This window comes from Cypionkella psychrotolerans (genome assembly GCF_001294535.1).
Classification (GTDB): Bacteria; Pseudomonadota; Alphaproteobacteria; order Rhodobacterales; family Rhodobacteraceae; genus Cypionkella; species Cypionkella psychrotolerans.
This window is the reverse complement of sequence record NZ_LGIC01000003.1, coordinates 30,877-49,906: the sequence shown is the minus strand read 5'-3', so window position 1 is coordinate 49,906 and position 19,030 is coordinate 30,877. Positions and strand designations below refer to the sequence as shown.

Here is a 19,030-nt window from a genome sequence, read left to right as displayed (position 1 = left end):
ATGACTGAACTATCCGGCAACGACTCACACGAATGGCGCATCACTGGTATGGATTGCGCGGCCTGTAGCCGCAAAATTCAGACCGCTGTGGAACGGTTGCCGGGGGTCAGCGGCGTAGAAATCACCCTGATGAACGAACGCCTGCGGCTGCAACTTGCCCCCGAAACCACCCTGCCCGCCCAAGTCGAGCGCGCCGTGCAGGCACTGGGCTATGGCATCACCGCGCCCGCCGTAGCGGCACCCGAGGCCCCGACAGAGCAGCACGGCACCGAGACCCACGCCGATCATGGCTCTCACAACCATGCCGATCTGCCAACGGATCAGCGCTGGTATCATACCGCCAAGGCGCGCTTGGTATTTTTCACCGGCATCCTGCTGGCCGCCGCTCAGATCGCGAAATGGACTTTTCTTGTCGACCACGCGGTTTGGGCGTTCACGCTGGCCTGCCTAGTCGGGCTGCTGCCGGTGGCGCGCAAAGCGCTGGCGGCACTCCGGGCAGGGATGCCGTTTACCATCGAAATGCTGATGACCATCGCCGCAACCGGGGCCTTGCTGATCGGTGCCGCCGAGGAAGCCGCCTTGGTGGTATTCCTGTTCGCGGTGGGCGAATTGCTGGAAGGTGTCGCCACCAACTTGGCCCGCGACGGCATCCGCGCTTTGGCCAAACTTGTGCCCGCGACGGCGCTGCTAGAGCATGACGGCCACAGCCACGAAGTCGCCGCCGAAACCCTGAAGCCCGGTCAGATCATCCAGGTCCGCCCCGGTGATCGGATGGCGGTGGATGGCGAAATCGTCTCGGGCATCTCTGGCATCGACGAAAGTGCTGTGACCGGCGAAAGCCTTCCGGTGACCAAAGGGCCGGGGGCCGCCGTGCTGGCGGGCACCATCAACACCGAAGCCGTTTTGCGCGTTCGTGTGGTGAAAGCCAGCGCCGACAGCACCCTCGCCCGCATCGCCCAGATGGTGGCCGATGCCGAAGCCGCCCGCGCCCCGACCGAACGCTTCATCGACCGTTTCAGCCGCTGGTATATGCCCGCCATCGTCGGCGTGGCGCTGTTGGTCGCCTTGCTGCCGCCACTGACCATGGGCGCGGATTGGGGCACTTGGACCTACCGCGCGCTAGCGCTGTTGCTGATCGGCTGCCCCTGCGCGCTGGTGATCTCGGTCCCCGCCGCCGTCGCCGCCGCACTCTCGACGGGCGCACGGCACGGCTTGCTGATCAAGGGCGGCGCGGTGATCGAGGCAATGGCAAACCTGCACACCGTAGCTTTGGACAAAACCGGCACCCTGACCGAAGGCCGCCCGGTGCTGACCGACACCCTGCCCGCCGAGGGCATCGCGGCGATCACCCTGTTGCAACTGGCGGCGACGGTTGAAGCCGGCTCCACCCATCCGCTCGCCAAGGCGATCCTCGCGCAAGCCAAGTCTGACGGCCTGACCCTGCTCGCCAGCCATGACGCCCGCGCGTTTCCCGGCAAGGGCGTCGAAGCCATGGTCGAGGGCGCACTGGTGCATGTCGGCGTGGCCGATGCCGCGAACCCTACAGTGGCCCTGCTTCAGGCGGACGGCAAGACAGTGGTGGAGGTTACCCGCGACGGCGTTGCCCTTGGTCTGCTGGCCCTGCGCGATGAACCTCGGGTTGAGGCCGCCGAGGCCTTGCAGCAGTTGAAGGCGCTGGGACTGCAGGCGGTGATGCTGACCGGGGATAATCTCGGCTCTGCCACGGCGGTGGCCAATCGGTTGGGCATCCAAGCGCAGGCGGGGCTGCTGCCCGAGGGCAAGATCGCCGCCATTCAAAAGCTGGCGGCTGAGGGTGGCGTGATGATGGTCGGCGACGGCATCAACGACGCCCCAGCGCTGCGGCAGGCCAGCGTTGGGGTGGCGATGGGGGCGGGCACGGATGTGGCGCTGGAAACCGCAGATGCCGCGATCCTGCGCAACAAGCTGACCGACTTGCCCGCGATGATCCGGCTGTCTCGGGCCGCGATGGCGAATATCCGGCAGAACGTCGCGGTGGCTTTGGGGCTGAAAGCGGTGTTTCTGATCACCTCGGTTCTCGGCCTGACCGGCCTCTGGATCGCCGTGCTGGCCGACACCGGGGCCACGGTGCTCGTCACCCTGAACGCGATGCGGCTGCTGGCGCGGGATCCTCGGAGGGGTGGGTGAGTGTCCACGCGTGGACAGGGTGCGGACGAATGGAATTTCAAGGGGTTAGGGGGTGGGTGTTAGGGAGTCGTTAAGGTTTGAATAGGATGCCAACTATGTCCCGAGACGTGAAAAGGATAACACCAATGAAATATGACGCAGACATCTTGTTTAATCATGCGCCTTGGGAAGACCTGATCGCCTCGCAAGACTTGCTGTTCAAACCCGAAGCGTTGGCGGCAATCTCAGATGGCCTTCGCATGGATTTCCATGAGGGTCATGCCCAAGGGCGAAATATGCCTGTCGTTCCCACCGAGGCCTATGCGAATGATCTTCTAGCAACATTCGACAATCATGTCGCTGGCTACGATCTGCCGTGTTTGCTATCCGCAGACCGCCCAACGCGCGGTCGCGTGATGTTTTGCGCGCAAGACCCTCTCCGCAATGGCGTTCAAACGGGCATCACCGTTGGCACTTTCTTTGGAATTGACAGTGATTACTTGCGCCAGTCTCGTCGCCATTATGGCGTTCTCTGGCAGTTGATCCGGCGCTGTGTTGAGAATGGCTATGATGTCTGGGTGACTGACGCGATGAAGCTGTATGCGAAGGAAGCGCCCATTGATCCGCACCTCTATGACATTTGTGGCAAGGTATTGCTTCGCGAAGTGGAATTGTTCAAGCCAGATCACGTTGTAGCCTTTGGCAATCGCGCGCGGCATCTTCTTGATAGATTCAACTTGAAAAAGCCCGTTTTGCACGAGCGCCATCCAACGGCGCGAGGGTCCTCCGCAGCTTGGGCGAAGGAAGGTGCAGCGCGCAGGTACTGCGAGACACCGCAAGGTCGGCTTGAAGCGAAGGTTGATCGGTATTGCCGTGACATTTTTGGATTAGAACTTCCCCTATCAACGTCATCCGCTTCTCATATGTCAGCGGCTCGTTGAGCAAAATGGGCTTGCAGCGCAGGCTTAGACTGAAAATTTCTGCGGCTGAATTAAGGCTTTATGTGCGATGGCATCGAACCACCACAGGGCAGCGCCTGACCGCCGGGTGGGCGCTGCAACAGATGTCTTAGGCACTTTATGTATCAGCCTCCTCCCCAGAGATTCTGCTGGTGACGCTGCAATAGCGCCCGCCCGAGGGGGCGGTCGGGCGCTGCCCGGCGGGCTTCGCCCTTGATTCCGGGCTTGGGTGGTTTGTTTGGCAGGCGGGATGGGGGAACGGGTCTGAATGCAAAACGCCTGCCCAAGCGAATGGGCAGGCGCGTTTCACTCCCGTTGCCCCGGCCTTAGAACGGCGAGTCGGGGAAGTAGTAGGCGCTCGCGTTGTCTTTGGTGATCAGCGTTGCGTCCAAGGTGAAGGTGCCGCGCATCGGGACTTGGCCGTAGAGGTTGGCGACCGTCATCTCCAGCGCGGTGCCGACCATGGCTGGCGGGTACAACACGTCAACCGGGATCATCTTGTCGCCATCCATGACCTTCTTGATCATGTCTTTCGAGCCTGCACCCGCCACAACATATTGAATGTCGGTGCGGCCCGATTGCTCAATCGCCTGCAACACGCCGACGGCCATGTCATCATCCTGGCACCAAACCACGTCAATTTTCGGGAATTTGGTCAGGTAATCCTGCATGACTTTGAAGGCGTCATCGCGGTTCCAGTTGCCGAACTGACGGTCCAGCACCTTGACGCCCGAGCCTTCGATGGCCTTGTCAAAGCCATCCTGACGGGTTTGGTCAATCGGGATTGGCAGGCCACGGATCACCACAACTTCGGCGTCCGGGGTGGTGGCTTTGATGTAGTTGCCTGCGGTTTCGCCCAAGGAATAGTTGTTCCCAGCGATATAGAGATCGCGCACCGAATCGTCATTCACCGAAGGCGCACGGTCAACGATGGTCACAAAGGTGCCCTTGGATTTGATCTCTTTGATCGAGTTCACCAGCGGATCGGGGTCGCTTGGCAGGATCACCAGCGCGTCAATGCCTTGGGTTTCAAGATCTTGCAGCGCGTTCGCTTGGCTTGCCGGATCGGGCGAAGTTTTGACGATGATATTCAGCCCCGGATGCTGCGCCATCAATACTTCCGCCACACGATTGGCATGGAACACCACGCCAGAGGTCCAGCCGTGATCGGCTGCGGGGATCGAGACGCCAATCGTATAGGCTTTGTCCTCGGCAAAGCCCGCCGTGCTGCCCATTGCCATCGCGGCGACAGTCACAAGGCTAAGTAGTCCTTTACGCATTTTATTCCTCCCTTTGGTTGGGCCTGGCAGTAAGCGGCCGGGCGACCCAAACCCCGGCCGAAATGTCACGATTTCCGCACCAGTGAACGTTGCACCAGCATGGCGATGATGATGATCGCGCCTTGGATTGCGCCGATCAGGTATTCGGAAATGAAGTTCGACAGCAGCATGATGTTGCCGACCAATTCCAGAATGAACGCGCCGCAGATGGTGCCCCAAACCCGGCTTGCGCCGCCCTTCAATGCGGTGCCGCCGATCACGACAGCGGTGATCGCCTGCAACTCCCACAAAATACCGGTGGTGGCCGAGGTTGACCCCAAGCGCGGCACATAGAGCATCACCGCGATGGCAACACAGACGCCTTGGATCACGAAAGCGGTGGTGCGGACGCGGTCGACCTTGATGCCCGAATAGCGCGCGACATTGGGGTTAGAGCCAACCGCCACCACATGACGGCCATAGCGCATCCGATACAGCACGAAGGCGGCAACCGAAGTCACAGCCAGCACGACGATAATCGGCACGGGCACGCCCAAGATCACGCCGAAATAGGCCGGGCGATACAGGTCTTGCTGCTCCGCCGATTGCAGGGTGATCGCCCCGCCCTGGCTCAGCCAAGTGGTCAAGCCGCGATAGATGCCCATAGTGCCAAGCGTGGCGATGAAGGGTTCTATCTTGCCGACCGTGGTTATCAATCCGTTGGCAAGACCGCACAATGCCCCCACGATCAGCGCCAGCAGCATCGCGGCGGCGATCATCATCCCCGGATCGGCAATCGCATTGGAGTTCATGAACAAGATCATCAAGCTGGCGACAAAGGCCACCATCGAGCCCACCGACAAATCCAGATCGCCCGAGGAAATCACAAAGGTCGCCCCCACCGCGATCAATGCGATAAAGGCGCTGCGGGTGGCGACATTGGCCAGATTGTTCAGGCTGATGAAGTTGGAATTCACCATCGCCCCCAGCAGCAGCAAAAGCGCCAGCGCCACAAACGGGGCCACCGCGCGCAAGTCTACATCCTGCCAGCGCCGCTTTGGTTCCACCTGATCTTCAGTTGTCACATTCGCCCCCATCTCAAGCCACAGCCTTTTGCTTCAACCCTGCCGAGTAGCGCATGATTTCCTGCTCATTAATCTCATCACCCTCCAGCACGCCGACGATCCGGCCCGCCCGCATCACGACGATCCGGGTGCAAAGCCCAATGATTTCAGGCATCTCCGACGACACCACGATCACCGAACAACCCTCGCGCGCCAAAGCCGCGATGAAATGGTAAATCTGCTGCTTGGTGCCGACGTCGATGCCGCGCGTCGGCTCGTCGATGATCAGGATTTTCGGCGTGATCTCCATCACCTTGGCGAGCAGCAGCTTTTGCTGATTGCCGCCTGACATCCGACCCGCCACTACAGAGGCATCGCGCACCCGAATGTCAAACCGCCGCCGCGCCCGCGCCAAAGCTTTGCGCTCACTCGCGGGGCTGAGATAGCCCCAGCGGCCATGTTGATCCAAGGATTGCAGCGTCAGGTTGCTCGTCATGTCTGACCCGAGCAGCAGGCCCTTGGATTTGCGATCCTTGGTCATATAGGCCAGACCCGCCGCTGCGGTCGCCTGAATATCGCCCGCTGGCATCAAGGCATTACCGATCCGCACCTCACCCGAGACGCGCGGATAAAGCCCAGCAATCGCCTCCATCAGCTCGGTGCGGCCCGAGCCGATCATGCCGGAAAACCCCAAAATCTCGCCCTTGCGCAGATCGAAATGCGCATCACGGACATGGGCCGTGTTCAGGCCCACCACCGACAACACGCGAGTCTCATCGACGTTGGGTTCCGATTTCTGTGGATACAGGCTCGACAGTTCCCGTCCGACCATCAGTTGCGCAATCGACTCGCCATCCAGCATCGCAGTCGGCGCGGTTTTCACCCATTGTCCATCGCGCAGCACCGTGACCCGGTCGGAAAGTTCAGTGACCTCATCCAGCTTGTGCGAGACGAACACAAAGCTGGTGCCCAGATCGCGCAGCTTGCGCACCTGCTTGAACAGCGCCTCGGTTTCACCGCGCGACAGCACAGCGGTTGGTTCATCCATAAACACAATGCGGGCGTCGCGGCTGATCGCCTTGGCAATCTCGACCATCTGCTTATCGGCCACGGTCAGCGACCCAATCACCGCCGTTTCGCTGATATGCGAGCCGAGCATATCCAAAACCCGCCGGGTTTCGCGCCGCATGAATTTGCGGTCCAGAAGGCCAAAATGCGCAACTTCCCGGCCCAGAAACAGGCTTTCGGTGACGGTCAGATGTTCGGCAAGATTGAATTCCTGATGGATCACCACGATGCCCAGCGCCTCTGCCGCACCATTCGGTGGCAGTTTGACCGGCTTGCCATCGAGAAAAATCTCACCCGAGGTGGGTTGTTCAAAGCCGGACAGCACCTTGACCAGCGTGGATTTTCCCGCGCCATTCTCACCCATCAGCGCGTGAATCTCGCCGCGCCGCAGGTCGAAATCGACGCTGAACAGCACCTGCACGCCGTTAAAGGATTTGCTGATCCTCTGCGCCGACAACACGATATCGCCGCGCGTTGCGGGCATGATTTGACTGTCCTCGTGTGTCGCCGACGCGACATCATCGCGTGCAGACACCACAATGTCGCCACTGCCCTTAGGCTCTGACTCCATGACTTCCCCCCTCGCGGCTCCTCTCCGCCCCTTAGGTGTAGTGCTTTGCATTTTTTATGTAAAGGTTTACATTCTAACAATGCAACGTCCGCTTTGCACCTTGTGCCGCACCTCTATAGGCTGCGCTCAAGCAACCAAAGGCCCCGCCCCTTGTCGAATTCCCCCGCCACCATCGAAGACGTTGCCCGCATTGCCGAGGTGTCGATTGCCACGGTGTCGCGTGCCATCCACCTGCCGGAAAAGGTCGCTGTCTCAACCCGGCTGAAGGTCAACCAAGCGATTGCGCTGACCGGATATACCCCAAACGCCATGGCGCGCAGCCTGCGGCTGGGCAAATCCAACATGATCCTCGTGGTCGCCCCCGACATTGGCGACCCAAATTTCTCTAGCATTCTTGTGGGGTTAGAGAACGAGGCCCGCGCGCATGGCTACGGCGTTCTGATCGGCCACACCCAGAACGACGCCCAGCGTGGCATGGAATATCTGAAGTTCTTCTCCTCGAACCAAGCCGCCGGGATGATCCTGTTCACCGGGATCCTGCCCTTCGGCCACCAGTCGATGACCGCCCGCCTGCCGCCCACCGTTGGGGTGTTCGAGCCGGTGTTCAACGGCGGCATCCCCTATGTCGGCGTCGATGATCTGGAAGGCGCGCGCAAGGCGGTGGAATTGCTGATCGCCGAGGGCCACCGCAAAATCGCCTTCATCGGTGAGAATCGCAGCCGTCTGGCCTACAGCCGCCGCCGTCTGGGCTGTGAGGCGGGCTTGGATGCTGCTGGGATTCCGGCAGCCTCTCGCATGGTGATCGACGGTGATGGCACGATTGAAAGCGGGCGGTTGGCTGTCGATCAGCTGTTCCTGCGCGACACGTTGCCGACCGCCTTCATGTGCGTCAACGACCAAACCGCGATTGGCGTGATGCTGGGCCTGACCGCGCGCGGCTATGTGGTGCCGCGCGATTTCTCGGTGACCGGGTTTGACGATGTGCCGCAGGCCTCCTTCATGCAGCCGTCGTTGACCACGATCCGCCAACCGCGCGGGCTGATCGGCAAACATGCGATGACGCTGCTGTTGCAACTTTTGTCCGACACGCAACCGGAGGAGACCGAGATTCTCCTGCGCCCCGATCTGGTGGTGCGCAATTCGGTCGGCCCCCCGCCGCGCCGCTAACGCAGACCCAATCGCGCCGCATCAAACCCGGCCTCGGCAAAGATCGCCAGCACTCGGACATCGAAACTGTCAGCGTGGATGTCCAGACAGTGCTGGCCGAAATACCAAGTGAGCGCGCGGGCATAGTCCGGCGGATCGGCGAAAGCCCGCGCCAAAGCCGCGCTGAAATCCCCCGGTTGGCGCACGGTTTCAACAAAGGCATGGAAATCCGAACGCCCGAACAACACCGCAGGCTTGCCGTGCAAGAACCCCTCCATAGCGGTGGCGGAATTCACCGACACCGTGGCGACACAAGCCGCCAGAATGTCATGCACATTGGCGTCGGTGGCGATCGGCGCATAACCCTGCGCGCGCACCGAAGCGATGATCTCCGCGCCCAACTCTGGCTTCAACGGATGCGGCTTGACCAGCACTGGACGGCCCCCAGCGCCCGCGCAAACCGCCTCAACCATCTCTTCAAAGCCGAAATACGCCTGCCCGTTCCTTTGCGGCGCTGGCCCTTGCAGGAACACGGCAATCGCGCCCTGCGGCAGATCGCTGACCGCACGCGCCTGCTTATAGCGCGAGCGTCGCGGCACCGCGAAGCGCTGCTGTAACGCGGCCAGATAGGCCGCCGCCGCCGCCCCATCCACCTCCGTTGGATCATAGCGCAAACCGCCAATCCGGCTCGCCGCTTGAATCCCCTGCGGATCAACGTGGAAAAACCCCTCCAGATAGGCCGTTGCCGCGTTCAACACGCCAAGGCGCTGGCCGCTGCCGTTCTCGACGATATGCAGATTGCCATCCGGGCGATAGCGCTTGCCATCGAAGCCCTCGATCAGATCAACCACCCCGCCCCGCGCCACAATGCAATCGCGAATCCGGGCGTAAAGCAGTGGGTTGCCTGCCTCCAGCCGCGCCAACATGTAGCCCGGAAGATGCAGCACAACACGGGCTGTCACAGCCGCGCCTCGACCAGCACCACCGCCGCCGCAATCGCGGCCTCTATCGGCAGGTCTGACGTGTCAATCACCACCGCATCCGGCGCAGGCTTCAACGGAGCAGCACTGCGCCCCATATCCCGCGCGTCGCGTTCTATCACTTCCGCCAGCACGCGGGCTTCATCGCCGCCGACCTCCAGCCAGCGCCGATGCGCCCGCACCTCGGCGCTCGCCGTTACATAAAGCTTCACCTCGGCCTGCGGGCAAATCACCGTGCCGATGTCGCGGCCATCCAGCACAGCCCCGCCTTCTGCCGTGGCAAATCGCCGCTGGAAATCGACCAGAGCCGCCCGCACCTCTGGGATCACCGCCACCACACTCGCCGCCTGCCCCGCCGCAAGCGAGCGCAGATCATCGCGCTCCAGATCGGCCGCCGTCAAACCCCGCGCCGCCGCCACCGGATCGCCGCCCAACGCGCCAACCGCCCGATACAACAGCCCGGTATCCAGATGCGCAAAGCCAAACCGCGCCGCCAGTGCCCGCCCAATCGTGCCCTTGCCCGCCGCCGCGGGCCCATCAATGGCCACTGTAAAGCGCATGGTCATCCTCTGTGCTCAAATATCCTGGGGGTTTGGGGGCTAGCCCCCAAGTCGCCCTGACCTAGCTGTCCAACTTGCGCGGCGCTTCCGGCGGATAGGCATAAGCGTTTGAGACGATCATACCGCCCTGCTCCAGCACCTCGGACACCGCGTCGTCTTCCTCGAACTGGAATTCATAGGCGTCAAACGGAAACGCCTTGGCATCCACCAAGCCTTCCAGCGAGATGATCACAATGCCCTCGGCCTCAAAATCTTCGACCAACTGCTGCAAGGCTTCGGCAGCGGTTTCGGCCTTGATCACCGCAAGCTGATAGTGCCCGCCATATTCGCCCTCGTCCTCATCCGCCCATTCCATATCGAAAGCGTCGATGCAGACGGCATAACAGCCCGAGGCGACGCCATCCGACTCGTCAGGCTCAAACGGATGCGCTTCCGAGACACAAATCTCGCCCGAGCCTTGGGCGGTTTCGGCCATGCCATCAATGTCGATTTCAAACGGCAGAATCTCATCCTCAAACGCTTCCACCGCCCCGGCGTGCAACACGCGGTCCAGCCGCAAGCCATTGACGGAAATCGAATTTGTCAAGGTCGCTAGGGCTTCCGACAAATCCTCTGCGGTCAGCACAAAAAACCGCGCCTCGCCGCCATAATCTGCGCCATCCGGCATGTTGGCCGGGCCTTCCGGGTCGAACACCTCGACGGCTGCATAAAAAGTTCCCATCTGATGCCCTTCCTTTGGCGTAAAGTTCGGCCCGCAACCGAGCCTTTGCGCCTCTATACCCCGGCGCAAAGCCAAGCGCCACCAGACCCCGCGCCCAGAGTCGTCGGTAGGGTGCGTGATTTCACGCACCGCCTCCTAACGCGCAACCCGCCGCATCCGCCAAAGACTCCACAGTGCCAAAGCCGCCGCAACGGCCAGGGCCACGAACTTCAAGCTGGTCATCAATGTCACATTTTCCACGTCAGCGGTGATGCAAAGCCCGCCGCGCAGCAGTCTGGCAACTTTGTCATTCTCCAGCAGATCAAAGCCAACATATGCCATCGCGGGTAGGAACCATGGCCAATCCCACCGCCAAATCGGTAAGACCAGCGTGATGGCAAGGCAAAACATCAGCAGGGCATCGGCGAGATGCAGCGGACCAAGATAGATGGCTTTGGCAGCAGGCGTCAGCCCTGCCAAATAGGTCTGCGCCTGTTCAAAGCTGTAAAGATGCAGATCAAACGGCGGCAGACCCCCGACATAGACTTGCGCCGCAAAATAGCGCCAAACGCCATAAGCGATCACGGTGGCCATCGGCAAAGCCCAGTACAGATATTTCATCCCGCCTCCCCGCCGCTGTTGCGGCAAGGCGATCATGCCCTGTCGGTTCGGTCAAGCTTGCTGCGTCAAAGGTTAAGAAAGCCTTAAATCGCCCAGCCTAACCATTTGATTTAAAAGGATACAAAATGGTCCCGAGTTGGGACCATCCAAAAGCTATTGCCCACCCTGCCGCAAAGTAGCACCCAAGCCTGTCATCAAGCCCTCAAAAATCGGGAAAGACGTCACGATCGGCGAGGCATCATCGACCGAAACCGGACTTTTCGCAGCCATACCCAGCACCAGAAAAGACATCGCAATGCGGTGATCAATATGGGTCGCACAAGTGGCGCCCCCCGGCACGCCACTCGCCCCCATGCCGTGGACGATGAGGGTATCCTCGTCCTCCTCGATCTTCACCCCGCAAGCCTCCAACCCCCGCGCCATCGCGTCGATCCGGTCGGATTCCTTGACGCGCAGTTCCTTCACCCCGCGCATGATCGTCTTGCCCGTCGCACAGGCCGCCACCACCGACAAGATCGGATATTCATCAATCATCGACGGCGCGCGTTCGGGCGGCACCTCGATGCCCTTCATACTGTCGCTGAACCGCACCCGCAGGTCCGCCACAGGTTCGCCCCCCTCGGTGCGCGGATTCTGAAACTCAATCTGCGCACCCATCTCGACCAGAGTCAGATAGAGGCCATTGCGAGTGAGGTTCTGGCTGACGCCGGGCACGAAGATATCCGAACCTTCGACGATCAGCGCCGCACAGACCGGAAACGCCGCCGAGGACGGATCGCGCGGTACCGCCACCGTTTGCGGGCGGAGTTCTGGCTGGCCGGTCAAAGTGATGACATTGCCCTCGCTGGTCTTTTCCACCGTCAACTGCGCGCCAAAACCCAGCAGCATCCGCTCGGAATGATCCCGCGTCGGTTCGCGCTCAATCACCACCGTCTGCCCCGGCGCGTTCAGCCCCGCCAGCAGAACTGCCGATTTCACCTGCGCCGAAGCGACGGGCAAAGCATAGCGCACCGGAACCGGATTGGCCGCCCCCACCACAGTCATCGGCAGACGGCCACCCTTGCGGCCGTAAGCCTGAGTACCGAACAGGCTGAGCGGATCGGTCACCCGCCCCATCGGACGTTTGCGCAACGAGGCATCGCCGGTGAAGGTCGCGGTCATCGGCGTCGTCGCCATCGTGCCCATGATCAACCGCACCCCGGTGCCGGAGTTGCCGCAATCAATCACATCGGCAGGCTCCTGAAAACCACCAACACCGACGCCCTGCACCGACCATGCCCCCGGCCCGTGCTGCAAGACGGTCGCGCCAAACGCCCGCATCGCTTTCGCGGTATCCAACACGTCCTGACCTTCCAGAAGTCCGGTGATCTTGGTTTCGCCTACCGCCATCGCGCCGAAAATCAACGCGCGGTGGCTGATGGATTTATCGCCCGGCACCGAAGCGGTGCCTTTCAGTGGCCCGGATTTCGAGGCGGTCATCGGTTGGGCGGTGGCATGGGCGGACATCGGCATTCTCCTGCGCGGAATTTGCAAGCCTGATAGCGCAAGCAAGGGCCGGGGTCCACGGTTGACCTGATAGGGCTGCGCGCTTGGCCCCCATCGAGGGGGCACGCGCACGCTGCTGCCGCGGGATGGGTTTGATGCGTGGTGGGGGGTGAGGGGGAGGCGCCTCCGGCGGGAGTATTTCAGAAAGAGCAATGTGCAGAGCGCTTGTTGGATTTGCTCTTTTTGAAATACTCCCGCGCGGAGCGCAGCTGACCGCAGTTTCAGGCGTTGCGCTGGAAGGTCAGGTAATGCGGCGGGCGGCCTTCGCGCAGGGCTTTTTGCTCGTAGCGGGTGGAGAGCCAGTCGGACCATGGCTGATCGCCCTGATCCAGAAGGGTGAAGCCCGCTTGCGGCACTTCTTCCAGCGTTTGGCGGACGTAATCGGGGATGTCGGTGGCGACGCGAAACTCAGCACCCGGTTGCAGGGCGCGGGCGAGCGCTGCGAGGTAGCCTTGGGTGACGAAGCGGCGGCGATGGTGGCGGGCTTTCGGCCAGGGGTCGGGGTAGTTCAGGAAGGCTTTGGCTATGGAAGCCGGGGGCAGCACATCAAACAGATCGCGCACGTCGCCGGGGTGGATGGCGAGGTTGGTGACATTTGCCGCGCGGATCTTGCCGAGCAGCATGGCGATGCCGTTAACGAAGGGCTCGCAACCGATGATGCCGACTTCGGGATAGGTGGCGGCCATGTGGACCAGATGCTCACCACCACCGAAGCCGATTTCCAGCCAGAGCGATTTGTCTGCGAAACGGGAGAGGTCAATGGGCAAGCGTTCGGGGTTATCTTCCCGCGTCACACCGGGCAGGCTGAGACGGTCGAGATCTTCCTCCAGATAGGTCTTCTGGCTGGCGCGCAGGGTTTTGCCATGGACGCGTCCGTAGAAATTGCGGCGTTCGACGGGATCATACATGGGGGTCGCCTCATGGTTGGGTTGCGGCCTCTAGCCTTGGTTTGCGGGCAGCGTCAACCCCGGCCCCGGTAGGGCGCGACGCCTTGGTCGGGCAGCCAGACGGCTTCGGGCGGGGTTCCGGTCTGCCAGAACACATCAATCGGGATGCCGCCGCGCGGGAACCAATAGGCGCCGATGCGCAGCCAGACCGGATCGAGCAAAGCGACCAGTTTCTTGCCGATATCCAAGGTGCAATCCTCGTGGAAGGCACCGTGGTTGCGGAAACTGCCAAGGTAAAGCTTCAACGATTTCGACTCGACCAGCCAATCGCGCGGCACATAGTCGATGACGATATGGGCGAAATCCGGCTGTCCGGTCATCGGGCAGATTGAGGTGAACTCGGGCGCGGTGAAGCGCACGCAATAGAGCGTGCCGACATGGCCTGCGGGGACTTTTTCCAGCACCGCCTGTTCGGGGCCTGCGGGCAAAGCCGTGGCCGCACCAAGCTGTGTCAGGCCGGAAACATCTGTGCTGGTCATTCTGCTATCCTCGCGGTGAAGGGGCCGACCTAGCGCCACTGGTTCAAGGCGTCAAGCCGGGGCTCAGCCGCGCTGGATCAGGGCAAGCCCCGCGACCATTGCCACAAGTCCGGTGGCGCGTGCCACTGAAACCGTGCGCACCATCGCACCGAACAGGCCGAACTGGTCGATCAGGGTGGCCGCGATCATTTGGCCGAGCAGCACACAGAACACCGCATTGCCAACGCCAAAGCGCGGCGCAACCCATGTCACCGACAGCACATAGAAGGCGACGAACAGCCCGGCTCCGAACAGATATTTCGGTTGCGCGGGCAGCAGGGCGAGGGCATGGACCTGACCCGAGAAAGCCAGCACGAGGACGCAGGCCAGCAGGGCCACCGCGAACAGCACCACCGATGCCGCCACGGGTGCGCCAATCCGCCCGCCCAACTGGGCATTCAGCGCCGCAAGCATCGGAATACCGATACCCGCCAGCAGCATGATCAGGGCGTAACGCAAGGTGTCACTGGGCATTTGGCGGACTCCCAAGGCTGTCATCTCTGGTGTCTACTTGGCGCGGGGGTGCGGATGCACCTTGGTCTTGAAGCCCACGGGTCATGCCGCGAAGTGCAGGGCTTCACGGGCGGCGACGGTGGTACATCCAGCCGCCGCCCATGAGTTTAGACTTAAACCGCCGCTTTCAGGGCGTCAATCAAATCGGTCTTCTCCCAGGAGAAGCCGCCATCGGCTTCCGGGGCGCGACCGAAATGGCCGTAGGCCGAGGTGCGGGCATAGATCGGCTTGGTCAGGTGCAGATGCTCGCGGATGCCGCGCGGGGTCAGGTCCATGCAGGCGGCCACAGCGCGCTCAATCACGTCATCGGGCACAACTCCGGTGCCGTGGGTGTCGACATAGATCGACTGCGGCTCGGCGACGCCAATCGCATAGGACACCTGCAGGGTGCAGCGATCCGCTAGGCCAGCGGCAACGATGTTCTTCGACAGATAGCGCGCGGCATAGGCTGCCGAACGGTCCACTTTGGTTGGGTCTTTGCCCGAAAACGCGCCGCCGCCATGCGGGGCCGCGCCGCCGTAGGTATCGACGATGATCTTGCGCCCGGTCAAGCCCGCATCGCCATCCGGCCCGCCGATCACAAACGTCCCCGTCGGGTTGACATGCCAAATGGTGGCTTTGGTGATCCATTCTGCCGGAAGGATTTCGCGGATATAGGGCTCTACAATCGCGCGGATATCGGCGGAGGATTGCTTTTTGCTGGTGTGCTGGTGCGACAGCACGATCGAGGTGACTTCCACCGGCTTGCCGTCGACATAGCGCAGCGACAGCTGGCTTTTGGCGTCCGGGCCCAAGGTCGGCTCTGCGCCGGATTTGCGCACTTCGGCCAAGCGTTTCAGGATCGCATGGGCGTATTGGATCGGGGCTGGCATAAGCTCCGGCGTCTCACGGCAGGCATAGCCGAACATGATGCCCTGATCGCCCGCGCCGTCTTTATCAACGCCCTGCGCGATATGCGCAGATTGTTCGTGCAGGTAGTTGTGAACCTTGATCTTTTCCCAATGGAATTTTTTCTGCTCGTAGCCAATGTCTTTGACGCAAGCGCGCACGATGTCTTCGACTCGCTCGACCATCTCAGCGGTCTTTTTCTCGGTCGATAGCCCCACTTCACCGCCGACAACCACGCGGTTGGTGGTGGAAAAGGTTTCACACGCCACCCGTGCGTTGGGTTCTTCGGTCAGGAAGGCATCGAGGATGGCATCTGACACCCGGTCGCAGAGTTTGTCAGGATGGCCCTCGGACACGGATTCCGAGGTGAAAATGTAGTTTTGGCGGCTCATGGGGAAGTGCTCCGTTGGGTTATCCACGCACGCCAGGAAGCCGTTGTGCGGGTTTTATCGGCCTGCCTTAGACCCAATCCAACGGAAAGGTCAAGGCTTGGGGCGTTTGCGGGGGCGGAACAGCGCGGCTGCGAGTCCGGCCAGCAACACCAAAACCGGGATTTCCCCGAAACGGGCATAGGGCGTGATCGGCAAAGCGGCGGGGAGGGCGGCATCAAGATAGCTGGCGATCTCAAACGGCAGGCTAGCGGTGATGCGGCCGCGCGCGTCATACACCGCCGTCACCCCGGTATTGCCGACGCGCACCAGCGGCAGGCCTTGCTCGATGGCCCGCAACCGGGCTTGGGCAGCGTGCTGGAACGGCCCGGTCCACCGGCCAAACCACGCGTCATTGGTGATTTGCAGCAGCCAATCGGGCCGCTCGGTGCCGCGCAAGTCTTGCGGGAACACCGCCTCGTAGCAGATCAGCGGCAAAGCCCGGCCCAGTTTCGGGCCAAAGTCGAGCAGTTGCGGGCCGGGGCCAGCCATGTAGCCATTACCGACCTGCGAGGCAAAGGCCGAGATATTGGCCCATTGGAACAAGGCATCGCCGAAGGGGATATATTCGCCGAATGGCACGAGATGGTGCTTGTCATAGGTGGCGCTTGTCATGCCGTCCGGGACGATCACCGCGAGGGAGTTCCACGCCTTGTCACCCTCCACCCGCTGCATCCCTATGGCAACAGGAGCGCCCCCGCCCGCGCTTGCGATCATACCGCCGATTTCGGGGTGACGGTCGAGCAGATAAGGCAATGCGGTTTCCGGCCAGATCACCAGATCGGGCGTGGGTTTGGCGGCGGTCAGGCTGAGCAGGCGGTCAAAGAATTGCTGCGCCAGCGCTGGGTCCCATTTCGCCTGCTGTTCGGCATTGGGCTGCACAAGGCGCAGGGTGACGGGGCGGTCAGCAGGCATCGGTTGGGCGAGGGTCCAAGCACCGTAACCCCAAGCGGCGGCGAGGGTTGCGGCAGCAAGGCCGACGGGCAGCGGGCGGCGCAGTGCCAGGCCCGCAGCCAGCACAGCAGTCAGCAGCGACAGCCCGCTTGGCCCGATGAACGCTGACAGTTGCGCCACTGGCGTGTCGATCCAGATATGGCCGATCAGCGCCCATGGGAATCCGGTCAGCACATAGCCGCGCAAAAGGTCTGTGGCGGCGAGGGCAACCGCGAAGCCCAAGGCGGCGTTTCGACTATAGCGACTTAAGCACCCCGCCAGCGCCCAAAACAACGCCATGCCAAACGCCATCAACACCAGCGCGAATGGGGCCATCCAACCATCGCGCGCGGCATCGACCATGAAGGGCTGCACGATCCAATTCAGCGCTGCCGCAAAGTAGCCCGCGCCTGCAAACCATGCCAGCCAGATCGGTGCAGGGCTGCGCCCGATCAGCCAGCAAAGTGCAGCCAAGGCGGGCAGGCTGAGATACCATGCCCCAAGCGGTGCTTGCCCGCAGGCCGCCAGCACGCCCAGCACTGCCGCCAAGCCAACGCCCCGCAGACCCGGCCAGCCCGCCCTGGTCCTGCGCAACATCTTAGCCTTCGACCTCGGGCACCGCAGGCTCGGACACCACCTGTGCTATCGCCCCCGGCAGGCGCACCCGCAAACGCTTGATCCGGCGCGGATCAGCGTCCAGCACCTCAAACTCCACCCCGGATTCATGCGGCACGATCTCACCGCGCACCGGCACCCGGCCTGTGCGCAGGAACACGAGGCCACCCAGAGTGTCGATATCCTCATCATCCTCGCCGTTGCGCAGGGTCAGGCCGATGGCAGCCTCGAAATCATCCAGCGACACGGTGGATTGCGCCACGAACACACCTGGAGACTCTTCCTTCCAGAGCGCGCCTTCGACCTCGTCATGCTCATCTTCGATTTCCCCGATCACCGTCTCGATCAGGTCTTCGATTGTCACCAAACCATCAACGCCACCGTATTCGTCGATCACCAGGGCCATATGCACCCGGTCGCGCTGCATCTTCTGCAACAGCGTCGCGGCGGGCATCGAGGGTGGCGCGAACAACACCGGACGCAACAGTTTCTTCAGCGAAAACCGCCCCGAGGCGCCAAAGCCATGCTGCAAGGCCAGATCCTTCAGCAGCACAAGGCCCTGCGGATGGTCCAAAGTGCCTTTGTAAACCGGCAGGCGGCTAAAGCCATGTTGGCGAAACGCTTCGACCAGATCATCCTTGCCGATGTCCAACGGCACGGCGGCAATCTCAACCTTGGGAATCGCCACATCATCGACCCGCAAGCGCCGCAGATTGCTCAACCCCAACAGACCGCCTTTCGCGGGTGTCAACGCCGCCGCTTCCTCGTCGCCCTCGCTGCTGTCAGAGGAGTTGAAGGCGGACAACAGCCGCCCGAAGAATCCGCGTGGCGAGGCCTCGGCCTCATCGGCATCCGCGCGCGCCCTTGGCGCTGCGGGTAACCCGTCGTTGCTACTGCCCATTGGTCCTTGTTCCAAAACGCCCCGAGGGGCCGATGCTCTCAGTATGGGTCAGAAAGCCCCAGACGCGCAAGTATCCGCACCTCGGTGGCCTCCATCAGATCACCGTCCGCGGCGCGGATGTGATCATAGCCCAGCAGATGCAACAGACCATGCACGATCAGATGGCTAACGTGATCCGCCATGGGCTTACCCGCCTCAGCGGCCTCAAGCGCACAAGTGTCATAGGAGATCGCGATATCACCAAGGGATTCGGGATCGTCCGCCTCACCCGGTTCCGGCAGATCTGGCACTTCACCTGCATCCACGCCACGCTCCTCCGACGGCCAACTCAGCACATTGGTTGGTTTGGGCTTGCCGCGAAAATCGCCGTTTAACTCCAGAATCCGCGCATCATCGCAGCCCATCAGGCACAGGCTAAACCCCACCTCTGGCAAGCCCAGCTCGGCAAAAGCCGCACGCACGGCGAGTTCGGCCAGCGCGTCCAGCCCAAGGGCCTCCCAGCGCGCATCCTCGATGACGATATCAACAAGTGGTTCCATGCCGCCCCATAACGCAGCCAGGCCAAACGCTCAAGCTTTCACATTGGCATAAATAAATATCCTGGGGGGAGCGTCAGCGCTCAAGAAAACTTGCGCGGCACGCGCTCCGTCAGATCACGTGCCGCCAGCC

Annotated in this window: 18 protein-coding genes and 1 riboswitch; of the genes, 3 read left to right on the top strand and 15 right to left on the bottom strand. The window is 61.9% G+C overall.

The features are described from left to right. Together AKV04_RS00300 and AKV04_RS00295 are read left to right on the top strand one after the other, a co-directional pair. Complete coding sequence (locus AKV04_RS00300) at nt 1-2,166, top strand: heavy metal translocating P-type ATPase (RefSeq protein ID WP_054004494.1); 2,166 nt, start codon at nt 1-3, stop codon at nt 2,164-2,166. A 125-nt stretch (nt 2,167-2,291) separates the two neighbouring features. Further along, the gene (locus AKV04_RS00295) at nt 2,292-3,086 is read left to right on the top strand and encodes a uracil-DNA glycosylase family protein (protein ID WP_054004493.1); all 795 of its coding nucleotides are present in this window, start codon (nt 2,292-2,294) and stop codon (nt 3,084-3,086) included. A gap of 344 nt (nt 3,087-3,430) precedes the next feature. On the opposite strand, the gene AKV04_RS00290 is transcribed toward AKV04_RS00295, so the two are convergent. From AKV04_RS00290 to AKV04_RS00280, 3 genes are all read right to left on the bottom strand, one after another. Continuing rightward, complete coding sequence (locus tag AKV04_RS00290; protein WP_054004492.1) at nt 3,431-4,384, bottom strand: substrate-binding domain-containing protein; 954 nt, start codon at nt 4,382-4,384, stop codon at nt 3,431-3,433. Between the two features lie 65 nt (nt 4,385-4,449). Then, a complete protein-coding gene (locus AKV04_RS00285; protein WP_054004491.1) occupies nt 4,450-5,460 on the bottom strand; it encodes an ABC transporter permease in 1,011 nt (336 codons plus the stop codon). 1 nt (nt 5,461) lies between these two features. Beyond that, nucleotides 5,462-6,979, bottom strand: a complete 1,518-nt coding sequence (locus AKV04_RS00280) for a sugar ABC transporter ATP-binding protein (RefSeq protein WP_054004524.1) — start codon at nt 6,977-6,979, stop codon at nt 5,462-5,464. 237 nt (nt 6,980-7,216) lie between these two features. Between AKV04_RS00280 and AKV04_RS00275 the strand changes: the two genes are divergently transcribed. Next, nucleotides 7,217-8,233, top strand: coding sequence for a LacI family DNA-binding transcriptional regulator (locus AKV04_RS00275; RefSeq protein ID WP_054004490.1), 1,017 nt, complete (start codon nt 7,217-7,219; stop codon nt 8,231-8,233). On the opposite strand, the gene AKV04_RS00270 is transcribed toward AKV04_RS00275, so the two are convergent. The 12 genes from AKV04_RS00270 to ybeY form a co-directional block, all read right to left on the bottom strand. After that, on the bottom strand, nt 8,230-9,174 hold the full coding sequence (locus AKV04_RS00270) for a hypothetical protein (RefSeq protein ID WP_054004489.1): 945 nt from the start codon (nt 9,172-9,174) through the stop codon (nt 8,230-8,232). The genes AKV04_RS00275 and AKV04_RS00270 overlap by 4 nt on opposite strands. Then, complete coding sequence (locus tag AKV04_RS00265; RefSeq protein WP_054004523.1) at nt 9,171-9,752, bottom strand: (d)CMP kinase; 582 nt, start codon at nt 9,750-9,752, stop codon at nt 9,171-9,173. Before AKV04_RS00265 ends, AKV04_RS00270 begins: the two co-directional genes overlap by 4 nt. 61 nt (nt 9,753-9,813) lie before the next feature. Beyond that, the gene (locus AKV04_RS00260; protein ID WP_054004488.1) at nt 9,814-10,473 is read right to left on the bottom strand and encodes a hypothetical protein; all 660 of its coding nucleotides are present in this window, start codon (nt 10,471-10,473) and stop codon (nt 9,814-9,816) included. A 135-nt stretch (nt 10,474-10,608) separates the two neighbouring features. Continuing rightward, entirely contained in the window at nt 10,609-11,073 is a 465-nt protein-coding gene (locus tag AKV04_RS00255; protein ID WP_156317277.1) for a hypothetical protein, read from the bottom strand. A 153-nt stretch (nt 11,074-11,226) separates the two neighbouring features. Next, nucleotides 11,227-12,579 carry a 3-phosphoshikimate 1-carboxyvinyltransferase gene (gene aroA, locus AKV04_RS00250; RefSeq protein WP_054004522.1) on the bottom strand — a complete coding sequence of 451 codons (1,353 nt, stop codon included), beginning with the start codon at nt 12,577-12,579 and terminating at the stop codon, nt 11,227-11,229. A 260-nt stretch (nt 12,580-12,839) separates the two neighbouring features. Then, on the bottom strand, nt 12,840-13,526 hold the full coding sequence (trmB, locus tag AKV04_RS00245) for a tRNA (guanine(46)-N(7))-methyltransferase TrmB (RefSeq protein WP_054004486.1): 687 nt from the start codon (nt 13,524-13,526) through the stop codon (nt 12,840-12,842). Nucleotides 13,527-13,579: 53 nt separating this feature from the next. Continuing rightward, nucleotides 13,580-14,044 (bottom strand): preQ(1) synthase, encoded by a 465-nt coding sequence (gene queF, locus AKV04_RS00240; RefSeq protein ID WP_054004485.1) that lies wholly within the window; start codon nt 14,042-14,044, stop codon nt 13,580-13,582. Nucleotides 14,045-14,107: 63 nt separating this feature from the next. Next, complete coding sequence (locus AKV04_RS00235; protein WP_054004521.1) at nt 14,108-14,557, bottom strand: DMT family transporter; 450 nt, start codon at nt 14,555-14,557, stop codon at nt 14,108-14,110. Nucleotides 14,558-14,709: 152 nt separating this feature from the next. Next, the gene (gene metK / locus AKV04_RS00230) at nt 14,710-15,876 is read right to left on the bottom strand and encodes a methionine adenosyltransferase (RefSeq protein ID WP_054004484.1); all 1,167 of its coding nucleotides are present in this window, start codon (nt 15,874-15,876) and stop codon (nt 14,710-14,712) included. 7 nt (nt 15,877-15,883) lie between these two features. Then, nucleotides 15,884-15,931: riboswitch (SAM-SAH riboswitch) on the bottom strand. A 35-nt stretch (nt 15,932-15,966) separates the two neighbouring features. Then, the gene (lnt, locus tag AKV04_RS00225; protein ID WP_054004483.1) at nt 15,967-17,442 is read right to left on the bottom strand and encodes an apolipoprotein N-acyltransferase; all 1,476 of its coding nucleotides are present in this window, start codon (nt 17,440-17,442) and stop codon (nt 15,967-15,969) included. A gap of 1 nt (nt 17,443) precedes the next feature. Next, on the bottom strand, nt 17,444-18,361 hold the full coding sequence (locus AKV04_RS00220) for a hemolysin family protein (RefSeq protein WP_054004482.1): 918 nt from the start codon (nt 18,359-18,361) through the stop codon (nt 17,444-17,446). Between the two features lie 38 nt (nt 18,362-18,399). Further along, the gene (gene ybeY, locus AKV04_RS00215) at nt 18,400-18,900 is read right to left on the bottom strand and encodes an rRNA maturation RNase YbeY (RefSeq protein WP_054004481.1); all 501 of its coding nucleotides are present in this window, start codon (nt 18,898-18,900) and stop codon (nt 18,400-18,402) included. Nucleotides 18,901-19,030 lie beyond the last annotated feature (130 nt).